25 protein-coding genes are annotated in these 22,886 nt (G+C 64.5%); 4 read left to right on the top strand and 21 right to left on the bottom strand.

Annotated elements, in window-relative coordinates; all coding sequences use genetic code 11:
* Position 1 precedes the first annotated feature (1 nt).
* From kdpF to RP6297_RS15205, 4 genes are all read right to left on the bottom strand, one after another.
* Positions 2–91 (bottom strand): K(+)-transporting ATPase subunit F, encoded by a 90-nt coding sequence (gene kdpF, locus RP6297_RS15215; protein ID WP_004628487.1) that lies wholly within the window; start codon positions 89–91, stop codon positions 2–4.
* A complete protein-coding gene (locus RP6297_RS22700) occupies positions 88–213 on the bottom strand; it encodes a hypothetical protein (protein WP_004628489.1) in 126 nt (41 codons plus the stop codon). Before RP6297_RS22700 ends, kdpF begins: the two co-directional genes overlap by 4 nt.
* A 31-nt stretch (positions 214–244) precedes the next feature.
* Positions 245–1,018 (bottom strand): TorF family putative porin, encoded by a 774-nt coding sequence (locus RP6297_RS15210; protein ID WP_370452717.1) that lies wholly within the window; start codon positions 1,016–1,018, stop codon positions 245–247.
* A gap of 487 nt (positions 1,019–1,505) precedes the next feature.
* Positions 1,506–1,931, bottom strand: a complete 426-nt coding sequence (locus RP6297_RS15205) for a universal stress protein (protein WP_009239489.1) — start codon at positions 1,929–1,931, stop codon at positions 1,506–1,508.
* 705 nt (positions 1,932–2,636) lie between these two features.
* On the opposite strand from RP6297_RS15205, the gene RP6297_RS15200 reads away from it, so the two are divergent.
* Positions 2,637–4,610: an APC family permease gene (locus tag RP6297_RS15200; protein ID WP_009239490.1), complete on the top strand. Its 1,974-nt coding sequence runs from the start codon at positions 2,637–2,639 to the stop codon at positions 4,608–4,610.
* A gap of 87 nt (positions 4,611–4,697) precedes the next feature.
* Here the strand turns inward: RP6297_RS15200 and RP6297_RS15195 are convergent, their stop codons facing one another.
* Positions 4,698–5,153 carry a DUF3828 domain-containing protein gene (locus RP6297_RS15195; RefSeq protein WP_009239491.1) on the bottom strand — a complete coding sequence of 152 codons (456 nt, stop codon included), beginning with the start codon at positions 5,151–5,153 and terminating at the stop codon, positions 4,698–4,700.
* 9 nt (positions 5,154–5,162) lie between these two features.
* Positions 5,163–5,522: a hypothetical protein gene (locus tag RP6297_RS15190; RefSeq protein ID WP_009239492.1), complete on the bottom strand. Its 360-nt coding sequence runs from the start codon at positions 5,520–5,522 to the stop codon at positions 5,163–5,165.
* 578 nt (positions 5,523–6,100) lie between these two features.
* On the opposite strand from RP6297_RS15190, the gene RP6297_RS15185 reads away from it, so the two are divergent.
* Positions 6,101–6,469 carry a hypothetical protein gene (locus RP6297_RS15185; protein WP_009239493.1) on the top strand — a complete coding sequence of 123 codons (369 nt, stop codon included), beginning with the start codon at positions 6,101–6,103 and terminating at the stop codon, positions 6,467–6,469.
* 55 nt (positions 6,470–6,524) lie between these two features.
* On the opposite strand, the gene RP6297_RS15180 is transcribed toward RP6297_RS15185, so the two are convergent.
* The 6 genes from RP6297_RS15180 to RP6297_RS15155 all read right to left on the bottom strand — a co-directional run bounded on the left by RP6297_RS15180 (position 6,525) and on the right by RP6297_RS15155 (position 10,407).
* The gene (locus RP6297_RS15180) at positions 6,525–6,854 is read right to left on the bottom strand and encodes a hypothetical protein (protein ID WP_009239494.1); all 330 of its coding nucleotides are present in this window, start codon (positions 6,852–6,854) and stop codon (positions 6,525–6,527) included.
* A gap of 52 nt (positions 6,855–6,906) precedes the next feature.
* Positions 6,907–7,815, bottom strand: coding sequence for an alpha/beta fold hydrolase (locus tag RP6297_RS15175; protein WP_009239495.1), 909 nt, complete (start codon positions 7,813–7,815; stop codon positions 6,907–6,909).
* A 164-nt stretch (positions 7,816–7,979) separates the two neighbouring features.
* Positions 7,980–8,687: an aquaporin gene (locus RP6297_RS15170; RefSeq protein WP_009239496.1), complete on the bottom strand. Its 708-nt coding sequence runs from the start codon at positions 8,685–8,687 to the stop codon at positions 7,980–7,982.
* Positions 8,688–8,692: 5 nt separating this feature from the next.
* Entirely contained in the window at positions 8,693–9,211 is a 519-nt protein-coding gene (locus RP6297_RS15165; protein WP_009239497.1) for an arsenate reductase ArsC, read from the bottom strand.
* Positions 9,205–9,525, bottom strand: a complete 321-nt coding sequence (locus RP6297_RS15160; RefSeq protein ID WP_009239498.1) for an ArsR/SmtB family transcription factor — start codon at positions 9,523–9,525, stop codon at positions 9,205–9,207. The genes RP6297_RS15165 and RP6297_RS15160 overlap by 7 nt, the downstream gene beginning before the upstream one ends.
* A gap of 420 nt (positions 9,526–9,945) precedes the next feature.
* A complete protein-coding gene (locus tag RP6297_RS15155; RefSeq protein WP_009239499.1) occupies positions 9,946–10,407 on the bottom strand; it encodes a lysozyme inhibitor LprI family protein in 462 nt (153 codons plus the stop codon).
* Positions 10,408–10,658: 251 nt separating this feature from the next.
* Here RP6297_RS15155 and RP6297_RS15150 point away from each other — a divergent pair, with 251 nt between their 5' ends.
* A complete protein-coding gene (locus RP6297_RS15150) occupies positions 10,659–10,964 on the top strand; it encodes a hypothetical protein (protein WP_009239500.1) in 306 nt (101 codons plus the stop codon).
* Between the two features lie 22 nt (positions 10,965–10,986).
* Here the strand turns inward: RP6297_RS15150 and RP6297_RS15145 are convergent, their stop codons facing one another.
* The 6 genes from RP6297_RS15145 to RP6297_RS15120 all read right to left on the bottom strand — a co-directional run bounded on the left by RP6297_RS15145 (position 10,987) and on the right by RP6297_RS15120 (position 18,718).
* On the bottom strand, positions 10,987–12,159 hold the full coding sequence (locus RP6297_RS15145) for a chromate transporter (RefSeq protein WP_009239501.1): 1,173 nt from the start codon (positions 12,157–12,159) through the stop codon (positions 10,987–10,989).
* Between the two features lie 26 nt (positions 12,160–12,185).
* Complete coding sequence (locus RP6297_RS15140; protein WP_009239502.1) at positions 12,186–13,148, bottom strand: chromate resistance protein ChrB domain-containing protein; 963 nt, start codon at positions 13,146–13,148, stop codon at positions 12,186–12,188.
* Positions 13,149–13,202: 54 nt separating this feature from the next.
* A complete protein-coding gene (locus RP6297_RS15135; RefSeq protein ID WP_009239503.1) occupies positions 13,203–14,252 on the bottom strand; it encodes a dienelactone hydrolase family protein in 1,050 nt (349 codons plus the stop codon).
* A 77-nt stretch (positions 14,253–14,329) separates the two neighbouring features.
* The gene (locus tag RP6297_RS15130) at positions 14,330–15,292 is read right to left on the bottom strand and encodes a mannuronate-specific alginate lyase (protein ID WP_009239504.1); all 963 of its coding nucleotides are present in this window, start codon (positions 15,290–15,292) and stop codon (positions 14,330–14,332) included.
* A gap of 191 nt (positions 15,293–15,483) precedes the next feature.
* Positions 15,484–16,857: an ABC transporter ATP-binding protein gene (locus RP6297_RS15125; RefSeq protein ID WP_009239505.1), complete on the bottom strand. Its 1,374-nt coding sequence runs from the start codon at positions 16,855–16,857 to the stop codon at positions 15,484–15,486.
* Positions 16,858–16,933: 76 nt separating this feature from the next.
* A complete protein-coding gene (locus RP6297_RS15120; RefSeq protein ID WP_009239506.1) occupies positions 16,934–18,718 on the bottom strand; it encodes an ABC transporter permease in 1,785 nt (594 codons plus the stop codon).
* Between the two features lie 277 nt (positions 18,719–18,995).
* Between RP6297_RS15120 and RP6297_RS15115 the strand changes: the two genes are divergently transcribed.
* Positions 18,996–19,283: an acylphosphatase gene (locus tag RP6297_RS15115; RefSeq protein ID WP_009239507.1), complete on the top strand. Its 288-nt coding sequence runs from the start codon at positions 18,996–18,998 to the stop codon at positions 19,281–19,283.
* A gap of 229 nt (positions 19,284–19,512) precedes the next feature.
* Here RP6297_RS15115 and ppk2 read toward each other — a convergent pair whose 3' ends face one another.
* The 3 genes from ppk2 to RP6297_RS15100 all read right to left on the bottom strand — a co-directional run bounded on the left by ppk2 (position 19,513) and on the right by RP6297_RS15100 (position 22,881).
* Positions 19,513–20,415: a polyphosphate kinase 2 gene (gene ppk2, locus RP6297_RS15110; RefSeq protein WP_009239508.1), complete on the bottom strand. Its 903-nt coding sequence runs from the start codon at positions 20,413–20,415 to the stop codon at positions 19,513–19,515.
* Positions 20,416–20,565: 150 nt separating this feature from the next.
* Positions 20,566–21,423 carry a 23S rRNA (adenine(2030)-N(6))-methyltransferase RlmJ gene (locus RP6297_RS15105; protein ID WP_009239509.1) on the bottom strand — a complete coding sequence of 286 codons (858 nt, stop codon included), beginning with the start codon at positions 21,421–21,423 and terminating at the stop codon, positions 20,566–20,568.
* Between the two features lie 60 nt (positions 21,424–21,483).
* Entirely contained in the window at positions 21,484–22,881 is a 1,398-nt protein-coding gene (locus RP6297_RS15100) for a CoA transferase (protein ID WP_009239510.1), read from the bottom strand.
* Positions 22,882–22,886: the final 5 nt, after the last annotated feature.

The following is a 22,886-nucleotide window of genomic DNA, read 5'->3' as shown; positions in this document are numbered from 1 at the left end:
GTTAGAAACGTTCGGGCCAGAGCAAGGCCACGAACAAGTAGACGAGCAGAACCACCGTGATGGCCCCGGACAGCACATAGAGCCAGGTCATTGCTGTTTCTCCATCGCGTGCGTGGTGGGTTGGTCTTTGGTGGCGAGCCGGCCGGAGAGGGCGAGCAATCCGCCCACTGCCAGGGCCAGCACCGCTAGGCCGGCGAGATAAACGAGGTCCATATGCGCTCCCCTTTCCTTCGGGTGGTGGTCGTTAGAACGTCTTGGTCACGGCGAGCAGGGCGGTTGCCTTGCCCATGTAGCTGTTACGTGTGTTGGTGTAGGCCAGACGCGATGCATTCGTGTCGATGTAGCTCAAAGAAGCTGTCCAGCCCGAACCAAAATCCTTCGTCACGCCCACTTTCCAGTCGGCATAGGACGTGCGCACCACTTGGTGCGGCACTTGTTGATAGCCCACGTGCAGGTTCAGCGTCAGGCCCCAGAAACCGGTGTCGAAGTTGCCCGACAGATCGAAGTACTGGCTGTGGTGGCTATCTGCAAAACCGAACAGGTTGGAGAACGCATGCGAATACTTGAACGTGACGGGCCCGTAGCCGATCTGCGCATAGCCCTCGGTGGTGTGCGGGCGGGTGTAGCCGTCGGGGTAGCTGCCCGGGTAGTAGTACTGCAGCACGCCCGCATCAATGGGCACATCCTTCATCAGCTCGGTCTTGTAGCCGCCGTAGAAATCCATCTCGATGGGGGCAGACACGTTGGGGTTGGAATCCCCCAGCCAGCTGATCGACGAGTTCCAGTTGCCCACGTAGAAGCCGTTGGGCAGCGCGTAATCCACGCCGCCTTGGATGGCAGGCTTGTTGTTGGTCTGCATGAGACCGCGATAGCGGTACTGGCTGGCCAGCGTGACGTTGGCCGTCAACGGGCTGGCAGGTGCAGCCGGGGCGGCAACAGGTGCCGGGGCAGCGTCAGTGGACTGCGCAAATGCGGCCGCGCTCGACAGTGCTGCGGCACAGAAGACAACGCCACCCATGACGGTGGCGCGCAAAGAAACGTTGGCTTGCATGGACCTTTCCCTTGTTGTTTTAGGTGCCGCCCGGCCCGGCGCAGATGCGCGTGAACTGGGGCCGGATGCGGCGTGCAGGCAGGCTCCCGTCACAGGGCCTGCGTGCAGTGCAACATTAGGGAAGCGGGGATAAAAACGGGATAAAGCTTCAGGGGAGGGGTGTAAACGCCGTGTAAAAACGGTCGATTGCCCGGGCGATCACTGCCCCAGTTGTATCAGGGGTGCCCGCGAGCCAGACACACCGGGCCCCGATACAGCTCCGAGCAAAGGCGGGACATCCCGTAGCGGATAGCGCCGGTCTTGGTTGTCGGATTTCGGGGAATACGGCCACGCGCATTGCGGCGGGCTCCGGCGCGGTCGACTTTGATGGCTACGCACGTGTTGGCCGGCACCCCGCGCGGATGGCGGCAACGCTGCGTCATGACGACGAGCGTCCTGCGTACGGGCGCACTGGTTAGCGAACCAGCGTCACCGGAATGCGAGACAGGCGCATCAACCGGTTGGACAGCCGGGCGGCCATGAGGGAGCCCAGCGGTGAGCGGGCAGCCGAGCCCATGACGATCATGTCGCATTGGTTGGCGGCAGCGGTTTGCGCGATCGTTTCGGCCACGCGACCGATCCGCACCTGGGCAACGTAGTGGGCGCCGGCATCGTCCAAGATGGCGCGCGCCCGCCGCAGGGCCTCTTCACCGCTTTGTTCCTCAATCTCGCGCAGGGCCTGCAGCGAGTGATAGGCGCTGGCGCGTCCCCCTTCAATCGGCGTCTGTACGTTGAGCAGCACGATGTCCGACGCGCAACGGTCCTGGCAGAGAAAGGCTGCATGGCGAACCGCGTCGAGCGCGTGGCGAGAACCGTTGACGGGGACGAGAAGCTTGAGCATTGCGTAACCCTGATCACGTTGGTCGACCGGCGGCAGGGTGAGTCGGGTCGTTGCCTGCACAGTGCCGGGGTTATGGCCGTTTGAACAGCGTGACGGCCTGTCGGTGTTATACGAACGCCGCCGCAAAGACGGTGTAAAGACTGCGGCCCGTGCCCATAAAAAAGGTGTAAAGGGACGCGCGTACCGCATGCGCCGTGGGCGCGGCGTCGGCTGACGTCGGCCCAGCAGGATCAGCGGCAGCGGCAGTCTTCACGAGGGATCCCCGGGGTTCGAGAACCCTTTCTCATGGTGCTCGATTGCGCGCCCATAGCGCCGGGACGCGCTTCGCTCATCCAGGTAAAGCACCACGAACAACATCACGAGGGCGAGCACGGCACCGGCGCCGAGTAGCCATCTGGCGGCCAAAGTCATGATGATTGAGCGCGCTGCGCCCCCATAGTCCAGTCAATGCAAGGGTAGTGAGGCGGCCATTAAAAACGTGTAGAGACTTGGCGTGGCTGTAAAAAAATCCTGTAAACGCTTTGCCCGCGCGTTTGCGGGTGACCATCACAGCAAGCCAGCCCAGGCATGCATCTGTGGCGTTGCGAAGGGTGTTGTTTTAGATTGCCGACTAGAACGCCATCCAACTCGGCGCGCACGCGTGGGAATGACCCTTCTCGCGACGACGACGCGCGCATCGATATCGTCTGCTGCAGGGGAGACACCATGGCACGCTTCGCCAAGATGTGGCAGTTGCTGTTCGGCAAGCCATTGGACCCGCTGGACCCGCGCACGCGACACGCCATTGCCGTGACGCCGCTGCTGGCGTGGGTCGGCCTGGGTGCGGATGGTCTCTCATCCTCCTGCTACGGCCCGGAAGAAGCCTTCCTGGCGCTGGGCCAGCACACGCCGCTTGCCTTGTTCCTTGCGTTGGCCACCGCTGCCACGGTGTTCATCATCGCGCTGGGCTACAACCAGGTCATCGAGCTGTTTCCTACTGGCGGAGGCGGTTACCGCGTAGCCACGGCGCTGCTCGGGCCCGGGCCCGGGCTCGTATCGGGCGCCGCACTCCTCGTCGACTACGTGCTGACGGTTGCAACGTCGCTTGCCAGCGGCGTCGACGCATTCTTCAGCCTGCTGCCCGTGAGCGCGCAAGCATTCAAGCTGGGCACCGAGATCGTGCTGGTTGTACTGATGACCGGGCTCAACTTTCGGGGCATGCGCGAATCCATCCTCGTGCTGCTGCCCATCTTCATCGGCTTCGTGGTGCTGCACCTCGGTCTGATCATCTATGGCGTCGCCGTACACGGCCAGCACCTTGCGGCTGTCGTGCCCGAGGCCGTCGGCGAGGCGCATGGCATGTCGCAAGCCTTCGGGCCACTGGTGATAATCGGGCTGCTGATGCGCGCGTTCTCGATGGGCGGCGGTACCTATACCGGCCTGGAGGCCGTCTCCAACAACGTCAACATGCTGGCCGAACCGCGTGTTCCCGCAGGCAAGCGGACCATGGTGTACATGGCAACGTCGCTGGCCTTTACGGCAGGCGGCATCATCCTGCTCTACATGCTGTGGCAGGCCAAGCCGGTGGAAGGGCAAACCCTGAACGCCGTGGTGTTCGGCAGCGTGATCGACCACATGGGCCTGGACTCCGCCTTCGCACGCAGTGCGCTGCTGGCCGCCGTGCTTGCGTTCGAGGCCGGCCTGCTGCTGGTGGGCGCGCAAACCGGTTTCCTGGATGGCCCCGCTGTGCTGTCGAACATGGCGCAGGACTCATGGGTGCCACGTCATTTCCGTGATCTGTCGACGCGACTCGTGCGGCAGAACGGCATCATCGTGATGGGCGTGGCCAGCGTCATCATCCTGCTGTGGACGCACGGCCAAGTGGCGGTATTGGTGGTGCTCTACAGCATCAACGTGTTCTTGACGTTCAGCCTGTCATTGCTGGGCCTGTGCACCTATTGGTGGCGCCGCCGCCGCGATGGCGGCAACTGGTACACGCACTTCGGTCTGTCCGCGCTTGGGCTTTCGGTCACCAGTACGGTGCTCGTCATTACGCTGGTCGAGAAATTCATGGCCGGCGGTTGGTTGACCGTGGTCGTCACCAGCGCGGTGGTCGCACTCTGCTTCCTGATCCGGCGGCATTACGACGAAACGCGCGCACTGATCGCCAAGGAAGACGCCTTGTTTGCGGGCCAGCCTCCGGTAGTGGACCCAGCCACGGCGCCGGCAACACCTGACCCGTCGCAGCCGACCGCCATCCTGCTGGTGGGCAAGCATCGCGGCGCCAGCATGCACGCGCTGCTCTGGGTCAACCGGCTGTTTCCTGGCCACTTCAAGAACGTCATCTTCCTGGCCGTGGGCGAAGTGGATGCACAGAGCTACGAGGGCGCGGAACACCTGGACCACCTGCGCCAGACCATCGGCGCATCGCTGGAGTACTACGTCGCGCATTGCCGGCGGCACGGCATGGCGGCCGACTACCGCATCGCCTTCGGCACCCACCCGATTGCCGAATTCACCCGACTGGCCGAAACCACGATGGACGCCTTTCCGAACAGCGTGTGCTTTGCCAGCAAGCTGATCTTCAAACAAGTCAACTTCCTGACCGCATGGCTGCATAACCAGACGCCGCTCGAGATTCAGACACGCCTGCATGTGCAGGGCAAGCAGATGGTGCTGCTGCCGATGAATGTGGGGTAGGTGGAGTTGATGTGCGGGGGAGTGTAAAGGCGCTGCAGAAAGGTAGGCGCCACATGCTGCGACGCCCGGGTTTCTCTGCTGGACTGTTTACCTGTACTCCCAGGTGTCGTCGATTTTGATGATCTTCCAGGTCGCATCCACTCGCTTGAGAAACACCAGCACATGCACTGGGTCTTGCGAGCCAAAAGAGACCGGCACCACTGCAACATCGCCCAGCATCAGCGCGCGTTGCACTTGAATATGGGCAAGCCAGTCGCGGCTATCGTAGTCCTGCACCTTGAGAAAATAGTCCACGCCATTTGGCGGGCCGGCGTGTGCGTAGTCGTTGCGCAACCGGCCAACGGTATCTGTGGCGACATAGCGCTCGATATCCGGCTCGCTCAGCGGATACGTTTGATCCGAATCATGCTGAATGAACCAGGTGTAGAACGAGATGGCTGCGGCCTCCGGCGAGTTTTGCGAGACGGCGGCCTGTGCAGCGGATGCCGACCCAACCGCGAGGGCGCATACCGCCGCAACGAGCAGGGAAAGGAAGCGGGTCATGAGCTTGCCTCAGTGATAACGGTAGGTCTTGTAGGCCGGTTTGGCGCTTCTGTACGCCGGGCCAGGATAGAAACCATGAAGCTGCTTGAAGTCTGATATCCAGTGGGAGCCATCGTAGATCGCCATGTGTCCGTGAGGGTGCCCGGGGGCGGGTTGAATCACGATCACGTCTCCCTTCATCGGCGAGCCTATCGCCTCATGGAACCCGGCGGCCAGCAATGATGGGCCGTAGTCCTTTGCCGAGCGGGTGCGCTGCAAAGAAATACCGCCCCATTCAATCGCCTTGCGCACGTATTCTGCGCAGCGGCCCACACTATTCGGCTCGATATTGCTTGCTGCATAGTTTGCAGCTGAGATGCCGTCATACATTGCGTGCTCCTGAGAAAGTTGGCAGAGGAGCCTGCTTTCTACACGGTGCACGACCGCAAATGCATGAGCCGTTTCTGAAAATCCAACCGACCTGTTGTCCATCTTGGTGGCCGTGCTGCATTGCTCGATCACGAGCCTTTGCGGCTCAAGTGTCGGCCTCCAATAGTCGAGCTTGAACCTCTGAGGGGCTGGCGCCACTGTTCGACGGTGGCGTGTAGCCCTCCGGCTGCCGAGATCGAAAGTTTGAGGTCGACAGACGCGCCTGAAACTGTGGCGCTCGGGCGTTGGAGCCCGTGGGCTCGGTGCACAGAATCGGAAGATGGAAGCAGCGCCCATCGCTATAATTCTCTCGCTGCCGCACCAACGGCAGCCTGGTTTAGCGACCTGAAACACCAAGGCGGACGATTGCTGCATGCAGTCGCACTGCTGCTTCCGTTCGCGCCTACTTTGGCGGGCCGGATGGTGAGACCTCCGGGTCTACCGGTTTCCTTGGGACCGGGTCGCTAACACCATCGTCAGGCCCGCCACCCTCGTTTAGCGCCGAGATGGTGGGGCTCCTTCAATCCCAAGGAGGCTCCATGCCTATTGCAGACGGGACGCGCCCAGCGTCGTACCCGTCCCCGCCAGCACCGTCGCCTAGTCCACCGCACACGTCATCGGACACAGGCAGGCTGACCAAGAACCGCACCTACCTGAACGGCGCCATCGCGGCACAGGCGTATCTCAAGCGAACTCGCACCGCCATGTGCACGCACGGCCAATGCCGGCCGGGCATGCTGCGCGAACAGCTTCAAGTGTTCTCTACGCAGTCGTTCCCGCCGGCGTTCATCAAAGGCTTTGTGGATGCGATTGACGCGTACGTTTCGATGTCGCTTGGGGGACGCGAGATCGATCCGCAGACGTGGGATGTGTTAGCCGCCATAGAGCGGCGTGGTTACAGCCAATAACAACAGGTTGACGCATTCCCGTGACGGGCGGGAATGCCAGGGCAGCGACAAACCCTCAAACCTTCGCCACCGGCTTCAACTCCCACATCGGCAGGTAATTCATGATCGGCCGCTCGAACGTGCCGCCCTTGTCGAGAAAGGGCTTGGCCGAATCCAACATCGGGCGAAACGTGTCCAGCTGCTTGGCCGCGTCCAGGTCAGTCCACAGGCTCACGTTCGACAGCGACGATGTCGCCTCGTCGTCGCCCACATAGAACGCGACCAACCCGCGCATGGCCTCGATACCGGGCCGGAGCAGGGCTTCGAGGTCGTTCATCATCTGGCGCATCTCGGCGAACTTGTCTGGCGGACACCGCAGAATCGAAACTCGGACGACTGGCTGCATTGGAGACTCCATTCGTTGAGATGCGTTGAAAGACCAATGAGGAAGACCGACGCTACTGCGCCAGAAATTTAACGACGGCACCCACCGTAACCTGCGTCTGCTCCTCCATCAACCAATGCCCCGCATCCGGAATCACCAGCGCCTGCACGTTGGTGGCGGCATTGCGCATGACGATGGCCTCGTTCTCGCCGAAGGACTTGGCGCCCCCAATGGCGAGCACCGGCATGGGCAGCTTGGTGGCGATGGCTTTCTGGTTGTCTTCCGCGTCTTGCGGGATCGACAGGAATTGCGCAAACGCTGAATGCATGGCGCCCGGTTTGGCGTAAAGGCGGGCGTAGTGGACGCGGGTGGCTTCGTCGATCTTGGAGGGGTTGCCGGCAAACTCATTCCAGAACCGGTCGAGGTAGATGCGCTCGCGGCCTTTGACGAGCCGCTCGGCATCGGGGCCGCCGAACGAGAAGTGCCAGAGCTTGGGCGAGCGGACGATCTGCTCCCACGGCGGCACACCGGGCACGGGCGCATCCATCACGACCAGCCGCGTGGTCTTGTCCGGGTAGCGCGCCGCATAAGCAAACGCCACTATGGTGCCGATGTCGTGGCCCACCACATCGGCCTGGTCGATGTTCAGTTTGGTGAGCACCGCGCGGATGTCGCCGGCCTGGGTGCGCTTGTCATAGCTGCCCTCGGGGTGCGACGACAAACCCATGCCGCGCAGATCCGGCACCACCACGGTATGCGTGCGCGCCAGCTCGGCGGCGAGCGGTGCCCACATGTCACCCGTATCGCCAAAGCCATGCAGCAACACCACCGCCGGGCCGCTGCCGCCCACGCGCACAAACAGCGTCGCCCCGTCGGTCTGGATGTTCTGGTGCCGAAAGCCCGGCGGATAGGGCTTCACCTGCGCTTGCACAAGGGGCGTCATGGCGAGCATGAGCGCGACGGCTGCAAACAGTTTTCGCATGGCTGTTCTCTTGGGGGAGTGGGGCGGCTGGCCAAGCCGGAAGCAGCCTGCAGATCGGGCCGTACACCGCAGGACACGCGCGATGCAGGGCCTCGACAAGAGTAGTACGCGCCACGCGGGGCGCAAGCGTGAAGGAGAGGGGAGGCGGGCGGGCGCCTTGGGTGTTACGTGTGCGGCGGGTGCTCGCCGGACGATTCAATGACGTTGGGATGGCCGGTTGCCGCAAAGCGCGGCTCAAGCAGGTTGTGCAGCAGCACGCCCAGCACGGCGCCTGCGCATTCGGCCAGCACAAACCCCGGCACGCTGCCGGGCGCGATGCCGGCAAAGCTGTTGCTGAACATGCGCCCGAACGCGGCCGCCGGGTTGGCGAACGATGTCGACGCCGTGAACCAGTACGCCGCGCCGATGTACGCCGCCACCATCGACGCAGCCCGCCCGTTGGGCGCCCGCAGGATGACGAGCAGCAGGCCGGCGGTGGCCACCGCTTCGGCAATCCACTGCCCCGTGCCGCTGCGCACCTTGGTGGAGAACTGCAGCAGGGTCATGTCGAACATGGCGTGCGCCAGCCATGCGCCCAGCACCGCGCCCAGCATTTGCGCCACGATGTACGGCAGCAGGGCGGCGCCGTGCAACTCGCCGCGCACCGCCATCACAGCGCTCACCACCGGATTGAAGTGCGCGCCGCTGATGGGCCCCAAGGCTTCGATCAGCACGTAGAGGCCGCCCACCGTGGCGGCCGTATTGGCGAGCAACGCGATCGCGGCGTTTCCGCCCGCCAGGCGCTCGGCCATGATTCCGGAGCCGATCACGATGGCCAGCAGTAGCGCCGTACCCAGTGCTTCGGCGGTGAGCCGGCTGCGCAGTTCGACCATGGTGCTCAGGCCTGCGCAATGCGTTCCAGCGCCGCCTGCAGTTCGGCGTTGCTGAGTGTGTCCAGCGGCAGGGCCAGCAACTGCAACATGCGGTAGCCGATGGCCTGGCGTGTCAGTTCAAAAGCTTGCCGCTTGCCCTCGTCACCACCCGGCGCGTTGGAGGGATCGGCATAGCCCCAATGCACCTTGACGGGACTGCCGGGCCAGTAGGGGCAGGCTTCCGCTGCGGCGCTGTCGCACACGGTGATGACGATGCGCATCTGCGCGGCGCCGTCGCCCACGAATTCGTCCCAGCTCTTGCTACGGTAGCCGGCGGTGTCGATGCCTGCGTTGGTGAGGGCTTCCAGTGCGAACGGGTTGAGGCGGCCACTGGGTGCGCTGCCGGCGCTGTAGGCGCGCACGTCTTTGCCCAGCTGTTTGGCCCAGTGGTTGAGCATCCCTTCGCTCAGCACGCTGCGTGCGGAGTTGTGGGTGCAGAGGATCAGGACGTTGGTGGTGCGGGCGACGGTGGGGGTGGTCAGCATTGGCAGTCGGTGCGGGCGCTCAGGCAGGCGTTGCCCTGGCAGCAGTTGTCGGTCAGGAAGCCCAGCAGGGCATTCATGTGGTCATACGCCGCGCGGTAGATCAGGTTGCGGCCGTCGCGCTCTTGCGTCACGAGGCGCGCGGCTGTCAGTTCCTTGAGGTGGAACGACAACGTCGCGCCCGGCACCTCAAGCTGTTCGGCAATCGCGCCCGGCGTGAGGCCGGTTGGGCCGGCCACCACCAGCATGCGAAACACCTGCAGGCGAATGCCGTGAGCCAGCGCGGCGAGGGATCGGATGGCGTCGGTCTCTTCCATAATTCCAACATATTGAAACTATTGAATGACAGCCGCGTGTCAATCAACCGACTGCGTCGTCCATGGCGAACCCCCGCATGCCGCTTTGCCCACAACCCTGCCACGGCCTCGATGCCCCACAGAGGGTTTATAGGTTTACTTCTTTATGTATACAGATAGTAGTAGTAGATAACGGTGGATAAGTCCTGTGGATAAGCAACAAAACTGCTTTGACATCAACGACTTGCAGAACGGACAACCCATCGGACAGCGTGTGCCGTTGCGTGGATGACTGCGGGGGATCGCGTCGGGGCCCGTCGCCACGGTGGGAAGTTATTCCCGTGCTGTTTGCACGGTGACCCCGGAGAACCAACACGCTTGTCCCTGGAGTTATTCACAGGGGGAGGGAAGGTTATCCACAGTGGCATCTCTCCCACCCGGCTAGTGCGGGTAGTACTCCAGCTCTGCAATGCGCGCCCGGATTGCCTCCACGTTCAGCCCTTCGATATCGGGGCTCGCCACCGAACCGGCGTCTGCCCGCCATGGCGCGTTGTCGGCGGCCTTCTGGGCAGTCCGATAGGCTAGCCACGCACGTTGTGCGTTACGGATGGCCTCGCGCGATACGGGGTCGGTTTTGCTCATCACGGCCTGGTACAGCGTGTTCATCTGCCGGTCGTAGGCCTGATACGCGGCGTGCGTGCATTCGGTCATGCCGGCCGTGGTCTCGCCGCGCGGGGTTTTCAGGCATTGCTCCAGCGCGTCGTCGATAGGGTCGGCGGCCCATGCGGCCAGGGGCAGCAGCAGCGCGGTAGCGACGGATAGTGTGCGTGCGACACCACGCGCGGCCCGGATGGCTGGGCGGCGGGTCGGACGGATCTGCTGGTCGAGCATCGGAAAGGCCATCGCATACCTCATCGTTTTCATTGCGGGGGTGGTTGCCATGGTAGGAAAAGTCTTTCCGTGCCGGAGTGGGCGCATTGGCTGCGCGCCCTCATCCTCGCCTCTACGCCATCTCGGCTAACCGACGGCTGATAACGCAAACACGACGGCCGTCCTATACCTGTGGTGTTCGGCCATGCGCGGGCGTGGCGGCCGTGGTGGCCTTGGTGACCTCGTTGCGGCGCTTGCCCTGGCCATCATCCAGGAGGCAGATCATGCGCATGCTCGTCAACGTGCGGATTCCGCACGAACCCTTCAACACCTATGTGCGCGACGGCTCCATCGCCGAGCGGATCCCGCGCGTGTTGGCCGAAAGCAAGCCCGAGGCAGTCTACTTTACCGAGCAGAGCGGCCATCGCGGCGCGGTGCTCATCGTGAATGTGGAATCGGCCTCGCACATTCCTGCGTTGGCCGAGCCGTGGTTCCTGCAGTTCAACGCAGACTGCGAATTCCGCATCGTGATGAGCGCGGAGGATTTGCAGAAGGCGGGGTTGGCGGAGATTGGTGCCAAGTGGAAGTGAAGTCGCCGCTGCTGGCGTGGTGTTACCGATGCAGCAGCGGATACAGCGCCAGGCCAAGCAATGCGGCGCCTGCCACGATCACCGGTTCGGGCAGCTTCTTGAACTTCACGAGCAGCAACACCGTCGCCACGGCCAGCAGCGCCGTCGGTACATCGACGATGGAGCGCTTGGCCAGCACGATGACCGCGCCGGTAATGGCGCCCACGGCGGCCGCTGTTACGCCATCAACAAAGGCCAGAATGGCCGGCAGCTTGCCGTATTTCTTGAAGTACGGCGCCGGCAGGATGGTGAACAGGTAGCACGGCAGGAACGTGCCGAGCGCGGCCACGCACGCACCGGGCAGGCCCGCCACCAGGTAGCCGATAAAGCCGACAGTGATGACCACCGGGCCGGGCGTGATCATTGCCACGGCCACCGCGTCGACGAACTGCTTTTCGTTGAGCCAGTGGTGCTCCGTGACCACGCCGCCGTAGAGGAACGGCACGATGGCCAGCCCCGAACCGAACACGAACGCACCAGCCTTGGCGAAGAACGCGCTAAGCTGCGAGAGCAGCGAAGAATCCATCGTGCCGAGCAGGCTGCTGGCCGCTGCGACCGGGGCAACGGCTACGGCGTTCATGCGGCCCTGGCGCAGCCACCGGGGCGGTGCGCGCCAGAACCACACCAGCACACCCGCCGCCAGAAACAGCCAGGCCACTTCGGATTCCGTCACGACCGTCACCGCCGCCAGCAAGAGATAGACGGCCCACAGCAGCTTGTCCTTGCCGACGCTCTTGGTGGTGAGCTTGTGCGCGCTGATGGCGATGATGCCGATCACTGCGGCACCCACGCCGTAGAACACCGATTGCATCCAGGTCAGCCCGCCAAAGCGTACATAAGCCCAGCCCAGCGCCACCACCATCAGGAACGAAGGCAGCACGAACGCAAGGCAGACCAGCGTGGCGCCGACGATTCGGTAGTGCACATAGCCCAGGTAGATGGCCAGTTGCGCGGCCAGCGGCCCCGGTGCGAGCTGGGCGAGCGCAAGGCCTTCCTTGTAGTCCGCTTCGGTAATCCACTGGCGGGTATCGACCAGATCGCGGCGCATGTAGCCGGCCAGCGCGACCGGGCCGCCGAAGCCCAGTGCGCCAAGCCGGAGAAAATACAGCAGCAGTTGCCGCAGCGTGTAGGTGGGGCGTTCGGGGGCAAGGTTCATGCGTTACCTGCGATGGGTGACTGCGGTTAAGTTCTCCGGCTGCCGGAAAAATGCACGTACAGCGAGTCGAGCACGGTGCCGATCTCTGCGAGCAAGGCATCGTCATCGGCCAGCCGTTTGCGGGCGCCCGCCAGGATCGCTTCGAACCCGCCGGCTTCAGGCGTGGCCGCGCCGCCCACATCGAGCGCATGCACCATGGCGCCCAGACGCGCGAGCCCCGGGTTGTCATCGAGCCCAAAGCTGGCGATGAGCACCTCGAACGAAACGCGCTCGCCAACATGCGTAAATGTGGCACCGTCAAAGTCGAAACCTAGCGCTTCTGCTGGGCAATCCGCCGGGCTGTCGAGCCACAGGAACCGGGCGTGCGGGTCGATGAAGCGCTGGATGAGCCAAGCGCTGGCAACGCGGTCCACCCACAGGTGCCGGCGGGTTGCCCACAGGCGGCCCTGGTGCTGCGTGGGATCACGCCGGGGGATGCCGCCCGCCGCGGCACGCGGTTCGCCCGGCGAGTGTGTGGCTTCGGCCGCCGCAGCAAAGTCGCGCCATTGCGCATCGGCACGCACGGTCGCTTCATTGGAGAAAAAGTCGATCTTGCGGATGGCTTCGTAGGCGCGTGCATGGCGGCGCAGAAGCCGGTTGCGCTCGGCGGTGGGCAGGTCGGGGAGCGTCTTGCGCGCCTCAGACAGCTCGGCCAGCCATTCGGCGTAGTCTGGCGTGCGGTCGAACAGGGCGCGGTAGGCCGCGTCTTCCGCCGCATCGGCGGCTTGCACGCGCAGCACCCATGCCTGGCCGTTTTCCTGCAGCGTCTCGTCTGCCAACTCGTTGAGCTGTGCCGCATGCTCGGCACGCGCAGGCAGCAGGTAGACGCCATCGCGCAACGCCGCACAGCCGATCGCCTTGATGGCGCGCCAGATACGCATGCGCGCGGTGGCTCGGGCAGTGGGTAGGCTGACGATCAGCAACAACCAGGAATCGGGGGAGGCGGTCATGACGGCAGCATAGGCGTGCGTCACAACCGCTGCAATGTTGTAGAGATTGCTACATTAGCGCGGCGACAGGCCCATGGCTTTCACCAGGAACGCGTTGACGTCGGCCTCGGCGCGTTTGGCTTGCTCCAGGTTGGCGCCAGTGGAGACACCCCGGGTGGTGCAGCGCGTGTAATCGGCCTGCATGGCCTGGAGGTTGGCGTACTTCTCGCCGTCTGGCAGCCGGTAGTACGCATCGTGCTGCACGTCGATCAGGGTCTGCGGGCAATCGCGCGCCGTAGTCGCACCTGGGAAGTACTTGAAGTACGCACGCGTGTTGTCGAAGTCGTGATACGCGCCGGGGTACACGTGCACCTCGACGGTCTGCCCATCACGCTGCATGATCTCCGCGGCGTTGCGGCATAGCTGCGCGGGTGTGTAGTCGTCTTTCTCGCCCAGCGCGAGCATGAGCGGGGCGCCGGTCAGCGGTGGCGGCGGGATCTCCCACCAGAGCGCCGAGCACCCGGGGTAGAAGCCGATGAGCGCTGCAAACCGCGTGTCGTCATCGATGACGCCTTTACGGAACGCGTCGAGCGTCATGTCCAGTGACACACCACCGCCGCGCGAGAACCCGATCTGGCCGATGCGCTTCGGGTCGATGCGCGGGTCGGTGCTCAGCAGCTTGAGCGCGAACAGGGCATCGGCGTCGTTGGCGGCGGGGTTCAACTGCGATTGGTTGTCCATCGTATTGGCAATGCCGCGTGGGCCAAACGAATCCACCACGAACGCGGCCATGCCGATCTGGTTGAACAGCCGCACCCACCGGTCGACGTCTTTCTGCTGCGGCCCGGCCGAGCCGTGCGAGATCACCATCGCTGGCACCGGGCCCTGCAGGTTCTCGGGCAGGTACAACGTGCCCCAGACGGGCGTGGGCGTCTTGTCGAACTTGCGATGCACCAGCTCCCATTTGCTCTTGGGGGTGACGCTGTTGAAGTGGATGCGGCCGGTGGGTTGTGCCGAGAGATCGCTGACGATTTGCTGCGCCGATGCGGGCGCGGAGATCAGCGCCATGACGGAAACAACGCGGAACAGGCGGCGCAACAAGCCGACGGTCGAGAGCCTTCTCATGAGGGATCCTGGCGGTGGGGCGGAGGTGGTGATTGTGCGCTTGTGGGAAGCGGGATTCCACACAACACCGGCCCCTCTCAATGGCCGGACAGCTCCGCACTCCACGCCGCCGTAACGTTGCCGCCGAGCCTCCATTCAGAGAATGGGCGGCGCGGCGCAATCAACGCAGGCAGCCTCGGGTCTCGCACGTGGGCGTAGTAGGGCTCCATCCAGCACAACTCATCCTGGAGGGTCCATGGAAACAGCGCCTGCTTGATCGGCGTGATTTTTTCGAAGCTCGCCGGGTCGATCACCGCATCGATCACCAGGTTCGCCAGGCGGCCGATGGCGTGGTTGTTCTCGCGGTACAGGTCGATATGGCGCCGCTGCACCAGCTCTGCCGCAAACACCAGCGGGATCAACGCGAACGTGTGGTAGTGCAGCGCGCGATCGCCGCGCTTGACCTCGCGTGCCAGCGCGCCGTCGGGGCCGATATCGCGAATGCCCTCGCGAACGCGCAGGAGTCCGGAGTCGATCAGGTCGCTGTTGTCCGTCGCAGTGCCGATGGCAATCAGATTGAGGCCGGCCCAGTACACCAGGTTGTTATGCAGATGGTTGATCGCCTCGGCGTTGCGGGTGGCGATCGCAATGCGTTCGAGCCACGGTGCAATCGCATCGAGCTGCGCCTGGTTGCGCTTGCGGATGTCGCTTGGCATGCGCAGCAGCACCATGGCGAAATCCGTTCCGGCCCACGACCGTTCGTACTGGCCCTGATAGCCGGAAATCTTGCCCATCAGTGCATCCGCATCGGCCCAGGTTCGAAGCTGGCTCAGCGCGCACGTCCAATCACCCTTGTCGGCGGAAGCGTTGAGTTGCGCGATGAAATTGCGCATCGGTTTTACGTCACGCGCGTAGCCCGCGGCGTCGTCGTAAAAGCCGGGTGGATCGATCGTCTGGACGGGTGCGGGAATCTCACAGGCGCGGGCCGCATGCACCAAGCCGAAGCCTGCGCCGACGGCCAGCGAAAGAGCGAACAACGCTCGAAGGTAAGCACGATGCATTTCAACCTCCGGAGCGGGGCGGCAAAGGACGGCAGACGGGGGAAGACCGGAGCGGGCGGGCTTGCGAGAGTCGATGCCCGCACACGCAAAACGGCGTGGTTCGCGGTTGCGTTGACGGGGGTTACAAACGGTAGCGACTATGAAAAAGAGCCGCATCGAGCGGCTCTTCTGACATCAGCGGCAACGTGTCCTTACTGCGCGTTATCCCCACCGTCCTGCGCCTCACGCTCTTCGCGTTCCTCGCGCTCTTCACGGGGCAGGGTGAGCATGCCGGTGTTGTACACGTACTCGTACACCTCGCCGTAGCGGCCCCATTCGATGCCGATCTTGAGCACGCGCTCGGCTTCTTCGGGCTTGAGGTACGCCTCAAGTTCGCGCAGCACATGCTCTTCGCGGATCTCGCCGTCTTCGTTGGCTTCCAGCTCGGCGCGGATGTGCGCGGCCAGGGCCACGCGTTCCAGCAGCTTTTGGCCGAACAGCACCTTGCGCTCGGGCGGTTCGGTTTCCATGTAGGTCTTGCCGAACGGCGTGACGATGATGTCGCCGCGCTCGATGGTGGCCAGTTGCAGCAGCGCCAGCGCTTCGCAGGCGGGCAGCAGGTCGTCGTCGGTCACGCCGGCTTCTTCTGCCAGGTGTGGCAGGTCGGCGCGGCCGTTGAACGGCGCTTCGACCAGCAGGTCCAGGATGGCCTCCATCTGGCCGATCTCGGCATCGGGCAGGCGGTAGGCAAGCTGCTCGGCAGCGGGCTCCACGCCCACATGCACGCCCACGCGCTCCGGCGATGTCATCAGCCCATACACTTCGTCGATAAGGTTGCGCACCGCGGCGGAATCTCGGTTGCGGGGGCGCGGGAACGGCACACGCACCTCGGCGCGGATACGCCCCGGATCGCTCGAGAGGATGACGATGCGGTCCGCCATCATCACCGCCTCTTCAATGTTGTGCGAGACGATCAGGATGCTCTTGATATTGGTGCGGCGGTCTTCCCACAGATCGAGCATTTCGTCGCGCAGGTTTTCGCCGGTCAGCACGTCGAGCGCCGAGAACGCTTCGTCCATCAGCAGCAGGTCGGGTTCGGTCACCAGCGCGCGCGCAATGCCCACTCGCTGGCGCATGCCGCCAGAGAGTTCGCGCGGCAGGGCGCTGTTGAAGCCCGACAGGCCGATGAGGTCGATGGCCTGTTCGGCCCGCTCCTCACGCTCGGCCTTGGGCACACCTTGCGCCTCCAGGCCCAGCTCCACGTTCTGCTGCACCGTCAGCCACGGGAACAGCGCAAACGACTGGAACACCATCGCAATGCCCTGCACAGGGCCGCTGTACTCGCGCCCGCGAAACAGCACCTGGCCGCGATCGGCGCGCACCAGGCCCGCCATGATGCGCAGCAACGTCGATTTGCCCGAGCCCGACTTGCCGAGCATGGCGACGATCTCGCCCTGGCGCAGGTTGAGGTCCAGGCCTTCGAGCACGGCACGATCGGTGTGGTCTGCGGTGCGGAAGATCTTCGAGACGCCGCGCAGCTCCATGACGCTTTCAGCGCTCGGGCTATGGGTGCTGGTGGTAACCATGTGTGTTCTCAACTAAATAAGGTCGTCTTAGAACGCGCTCAAGATCGGGGTGCGCAGTAGGATCATGAGCCTGTTCTTACAGGCGGGTGCGCTCTTGGGCGATGTCGTACAGGCGGTTCCACAGCAGCCGGTTGAAGCCGACCACGAACAGGCTCATCACGACAATCCCGAGCGCAATGCGCGGGAAGTCGCCCTTGGCCGTCATCTCGGCGATGTAGCTGCCCAGGCCCGTTGCCACCAGCGTGCGGTCGCCCCAGGAAACGTATTCCGACACGATGCTGGCGTTCCATGAGCCGCCGGCGGCCGTCACCAGACCCGTGAGCAGGTTGGGGAACACCGCGGGGATGAGGAAGCGCTTCCACAGCAGCCAGCCGCGCAGGCCGAAGTTGCGGGCGGCCAGTTTCAGTTCGGTCGGGATGGCCGAGGCGCCGGCAATCACATTGAACAGGATGTACCACTGCGTGCCGAAAATCATTAGCGGGCTCAACCAGATCTCGGGGTTGAGCGCGAAGCGCGCGATGAGCATCACCGCCAGCGGGAACATCAGGTTGGCCGGGAACGCCGCCAGGAACTGCGCCACCGGCTGGGCGATGCGGGCCACGTTCGGGTTCAGGCCGATGCGGATGCCGATCGGCACCCAGACCAGCGCAGCCAGCGCAATCAGCAGGATCACGCGCACCATGGTCAGGAAGCCGAGCCAGAAGACGTGGCCGACCTCGGCCCAGCCCACCTCGGAGCGCACGAACTGCAGCACATGCGCCACCGCCACCAGCGCGGCCAGGATGATGATCACATCGGCCACGCGGTGCGACCACGGGAAGCGCGGCAGGAATCCGTTGCCGCCGGCCGCGGTGGGGCGCGTGCGCTCGGCACCCCAGGAAAGCGTGCGCTCGGCCAGCGCGGCGGTGCGCTCAAGCAGCGCCTTGACCCACTCGGAGCGGCGCAGCAGGTCAAGCAGCCACGATTGCGGCTCGCGCTCCGACGACATCGCGTCGAAGCGGAAACGGTCCGCCCAGGCAATCAGCGGGCGGAACAGCAGTTGGTCGTACAGGATGATGCCGATCAGCATCGCCAGGATGGCCCAGCCGATGGCCGGCAGGTTCTGTTGCTGGATCGCCAGTGAGATGTACGAACCGATGCCCGGCAGCTTGATGTCGTGGCCCGACACTGAGATGGCTTCCGACGCGACCACGAAGAACCAGCCGCCCGACATCGACATCATCATGTTCCACAGCAGGCCCGGCATGGCGAACGGCACTTCCAGGCGCCAGAACCGCTGCCACTTCGACAGGCGGAACACCGTGGCCGCCTCTTCCAGGTCGATCGGGATGGTGCGAAACGATTGGTACAACGAGAACGCCATGTTCCACGCCTGCGACGTGAAGATGGCGAAGATGGCCGCGCACTCCACGCCCACCAGGTTGCCCGGAAACAGCGCAATGAAGCCCGTGACCGTGATCGACAGGAAACCCAGCACCGGAATCGATTGCAGGATGTCCAGCGCCGGGACCATCACCTTCTCGGCCGTGCGGTTCTTGGAGGCGATGGCCGCAAACGCGAACGAGAACGCCAGCGACGCGCCCAGCGCCAGCAGCATCCGGATGCTGGTGCGCAGCAGGTAATAAGGCAGTTCAATGACGTCGAGGCTGACGTCCAGATGTTCGCCGGGCGTGTAGGGCACGTTCATCTGCTTGGCGGCATACGCCACGAGCACGATGGCGGCCAGGATGATCGGCAGCAGCGCCAGGTCAAACCGGTTGGGCGGCGCCGTCAGCAGGTTGCCGAAATTGACGCCAAGGTTGGTACCGAAGGTGGTACCCAAGCGGCCCCGGATGGTGGTTTCGTTGTCGTTCTGCTGCATCTTGGATAACCGGGACGGAAACCGCGGACGAAATTTGGGCGCCTCAAGGCCTGGGCCGAGGCGCAATACATGGCCGTGCGGGGCTGGGCGCGGTGCTTTGCGAAAGCGTTGCTTGGCACCCGGCGGCAAGCCGCCTAGTTTACCTTGCGTAACGTCAGAGCCCGCCGCGCGGTTGTCAGTCTGACGACGTCACATTCCAGAAATGTGACAGAGATACGACAGCGCCGGTTTGTCATGTTTTATCCAACACATCGCCCGGTTGCTTCGGAGACCCGCCATGGCCGTCATTGCGCAAGTGATCATTACCGTACAGGGCCGTGTGCAGGGCGTGGGCTATCGCGCCGCGTGTGTCCAGCGCGCCCGCCTGCTGGGTCTGCGCGGCTGGGTACGCAATCGCCGCGACGGCGCCGTCGAGGCCTTCCTGGCCGGCCCCGAGGCCAATGTGCTGAGCATGCGGGAATGGATGTGGGAAGGGCCGGACAGCGCCCAGGTCACGCAACTGGACGTAATCACGGGCGATCATGAGGCGCCCGTACCGGGTTTTGAGATCCGTCCGACGGTGTAATTCTGGGCAATCAACGGACACGGAGTCGACACGAAACGAGGGCAGCCAATGGCTCCAGGACGCAATGAAAACCGCGCGCAGCCTGGGTGGCGTTGCCCGCATCGATCGCGCTGGCAGGCGGCTTGCACTGGCTGTTCCGCGCGCTCTTCTGAACGTTTGAACGCGCATTGACGGAAAAAGGGCGACCGCGCAGGCCGCCCTTTCTTTCGCTGACGGAGGTACCGGCTGATCAGTACACGTTCGGCACGATCATCTCTTCCGGCACCGGGTGGCGGATGTACTCCGCATGGTGCACGCGCTCGGGCAACAGCACCGGCGAATGCGGCACCGGGTGGTAAGGCACCTGGCCCAAAAGATGGTGGATGCAGTTCAGGCGGGCGCGCTTCTTGTCGTCGGCCAGCACCACCCACCACGGCGATTCGGGAATGTGCGATCGCTCGAGCATCACTTCCTTGGCACGCGTATAGGCTTCCCAGCGGCGGCGGCTTTCCAGATCCATCGGGCTGAGCTTCCACTGCTTGAGCGGATCGTCGATGCGGCTCTGGAATCGCACTTCCTGCTCTTCGTCCGTGACCGAGAACCAGTACTTGACGATCTGGATGCCGGAGCGTGCCAGCATCTTTTCGAACTCGGGCACGGAGCGGAAGAACTCTTCGTATTCCTCGTCGGTGCAGAAACCCATCACGCGCTCGACGCCGGCGCGGTTGTACCAGCTGCGGTCGAACAGGACGATCTCGCCGGCGGCGGGCAGGTGCGCCACGTAGCGCTGGAAGTACCACTGCGTGCGTTCGCGGCTGGTGGGAGCGGGCAGCGCAGCCACGCGGCACACCCGCGGGTTCAGCCGTTGCGTGATGCGCTTGATGGCGCCGCCCTTGCCGGCGGCATCGCGCCCTTCGAAGATCACCACCAGCCGGTGGCCGGTCTCGATCACCCAGTCCTGCAGCTTGACGAGTTCGCCCTGCAGGCGGAACAGCTCGCGGAAGTACATGCGCCGCGTTTCGCGGGCCTCGTCGCTGATGCCCTCGCCGCCGCCGAGCAGGTGATCGTCGATTTCCATCTCCAGCTCTTCATCAAGCGTGTCGAGGAGGTCTTCCTGCAGGCGCGCCTGCCGGGCTGCGTCGCGTTCGCTCATAGTGTGTTGCTCCTGCCGATCTTGCGGATCGTGCCGATGTTGCCGAGAGGCGGCGCTGCGCTGGGGCAACGCAGTACAAGTCTAAGCCCGACTAGGTAGCACGGGCACGTGGCAGGGGAGTGACATGCGGGCGTCACGCCGCCCGAAGGCTTAACTGGATTCGCCTTCCAGCATGAACTTGGCGCCGTCGTCCTGGCCGAGCAGGCGCACCAGCGTGGGCATGGCTTCCTGCAGCTGCGCCTTCAACGTCCACGGCGGGTTGACGATGAACATGCCGCTGCCGTGCAGGCCCAGGCCGCCCTCGACCGGGTGCCGGACGGTGAGCGTGACGTGCAGCCAATCCTTGGGGCGCAACTGCTTCAGGCGCGAGGGAAATTGCGCGGCTTCCCGCCGCTGCACGAGCGGATACCAGACCGCATACATGCCGGTCGCAAAGCGCTGCAGGCTGTCTTGCAGCGATTGCACGGTGCGGGCGTAATCCTGCTTGTCTTCGAAGGACGGATCGATCAGCACCAGCGCACGGCGCGGTGGCGGCGGCAGGATCGCCTTGATGCCGGCAAAGCCGTCGCCGTCATACAGCATGACCTTGCGCCCGGCACCACGGAAGTTGTTGGACAGCACCTTGATTTCGGAGCTGTGCAGCTCGAACAGGCGCAGGCGATCGGCGTCGCGCAGCATCTGCCACGCCAGCCACGGCGAGCCAGGGTAGTGCCTGAGTTCGCCGTTCGGGTTCAGTTCGCGCACCTGGTCGAGGTAGGCATCGAGCAGCGGCGGCAGCGTTTCGCCGCTTTCGGCCGCGCGCCACAAGGGGCCGATGCCGGTATCGAATTCGGCCTTCTTCTGCGCCCATTCGTGGTCCAGCGCGTAGAGGCCGGCGCCGGCGTGCGTGTCGATGTACCAGAACGGCTTGTCCTTCTGCGTGAGGTAATCGAGCATCTGCACAAGCACGGCGTGCTTGAGGACATCGGCGTGATTGCCGGCGTGGAAGGCGTGGCGGTAACTGAGCATCGGCGGGCCATGTGCGCCCGGAGTATCAGGCGCGGGCAGAGAAAACGGTAGGCGCGAATGCTACCACCGCGCGGGATGCGTCCCCAGCGGCACGCTGGGCAGCGTCCAGTGCGGCGGCGTGTCGGAAAGCTGCCCCGCGTGACGCAGCGCAGTGAGCGCGCCAAAGCCGGAAGGCGCGGTATCCAGATACGCGCCGATATCTTCATAGCGCGGGTCAGCCGCATCGAAGCCGTGGGCAATTCGGCCGAAGCTGCGCAGCCAATGCGCCGTCTGCGCGAGCGACACACGCACGTGCCAGCTGCCGCCTTCCGTCATGCGGCGTGCGAGCGCCGTCATCGCGCCAGCCGCCATCAGATAGCCAGCGCCGTGGTCCAGCGCCTGTGCGGGTAGCGGACGCGGCTTGGCCTCACCGGCGGCTTGCGCTTCGGCCCAGTTGAAGCCGCTGGCGGTCTGCACGAGTGAATCGAAGCCTCGGCGATTGGCCCAGGGGCCTTCATAGCCGTAGGCGCACAGGCTCACGTAGACGATGCCCGGGCGCAGGGCCGCGACCTGCTCGGGGCCAAACTGCAGCGCTGCCACACCACCGGGCCGATACCCCTGCACAAAGATGTCGGCGTCGCGCAGCAGCGTGCGGAGTTGCGCGGCCCCGGCCGCATCGCGCAGGTCAAGCTGCGCGGAGCGCTTGCCACGCCCGGTGTCGATCACCAGCGGCGGAATGGCGGGCAGATGCGGCGCTGTAACGAGCAGCACGTCGGCCCCATGCGCCGCCAGCGTCCGGCCACAGACCGGCCCGGCAATCACGCGCGTGAGATCGAGGACGCGCACGCCCGAGAGCGGTCGGCCATCGGCGTGCGCCGCCAGCGGCTGCGGTGGCGCATCGCCAATACGCTCGATCGTCATCAGCGGCTGCCCCGCCACGGCAATGCCTTGGGGGTGCGCGTCCCACTCTTCAAATGTGCGTGCGGCCGTCACGACCATGCCCGCCTGCGCCGCCGCCTCTTCAAACGCTTCGGCCTTCCATTGGTTCAGCGCGGCGGCCACGGCGTCCCGGTCATACGCGCAGCCGAGCAGCTTCAGCACGCCGTCACGGTGATGCGGAAAGTTGGTGTGCAGGCGCACCCAGCGGCCATCGCCGCAGCGGTAGAGCCCGGCGATCTTGTCCCAGGGTTCGGGCGGCAACTGGCCATCGACCCGGAAATAGCGCTCGGAGCGGAATTCCAGCGCAGCGTGGCACATGTCGACTGACACCGTCTGCTGCCGCCCGCTGCGCAACGTGTCGACCTGCGCCGCTGCCAGCGCGGCGGCAGCGATGGTGCTCTGCGCGAGCGTGCCCACGGCAAACGACGACGGCAGCGCCGGCTCCGTGCCCGTGAGCGTGGCGCGCGACAGCACATTGGCCGGCTGGCCGAGCACGGTCCACAATTGGCTCAGTGCGTCGGTCGGGCTGACAGTCTGCATGGAAG

This window comes from Ralstonia pickettii (assembly GCF_016466415.2).
Taxonomy (GTDB): Bacteria; Pseudomonadota; Gammaproteobacteria; order Burkholderiales; family Burkholderiaceae; genus Ralstonia; species Ralstonia pickettii.
Note: the sequence above shows the minus strand (reverse complement) of the source record. Positions and strands in the feature narration are given on the sequence as shown.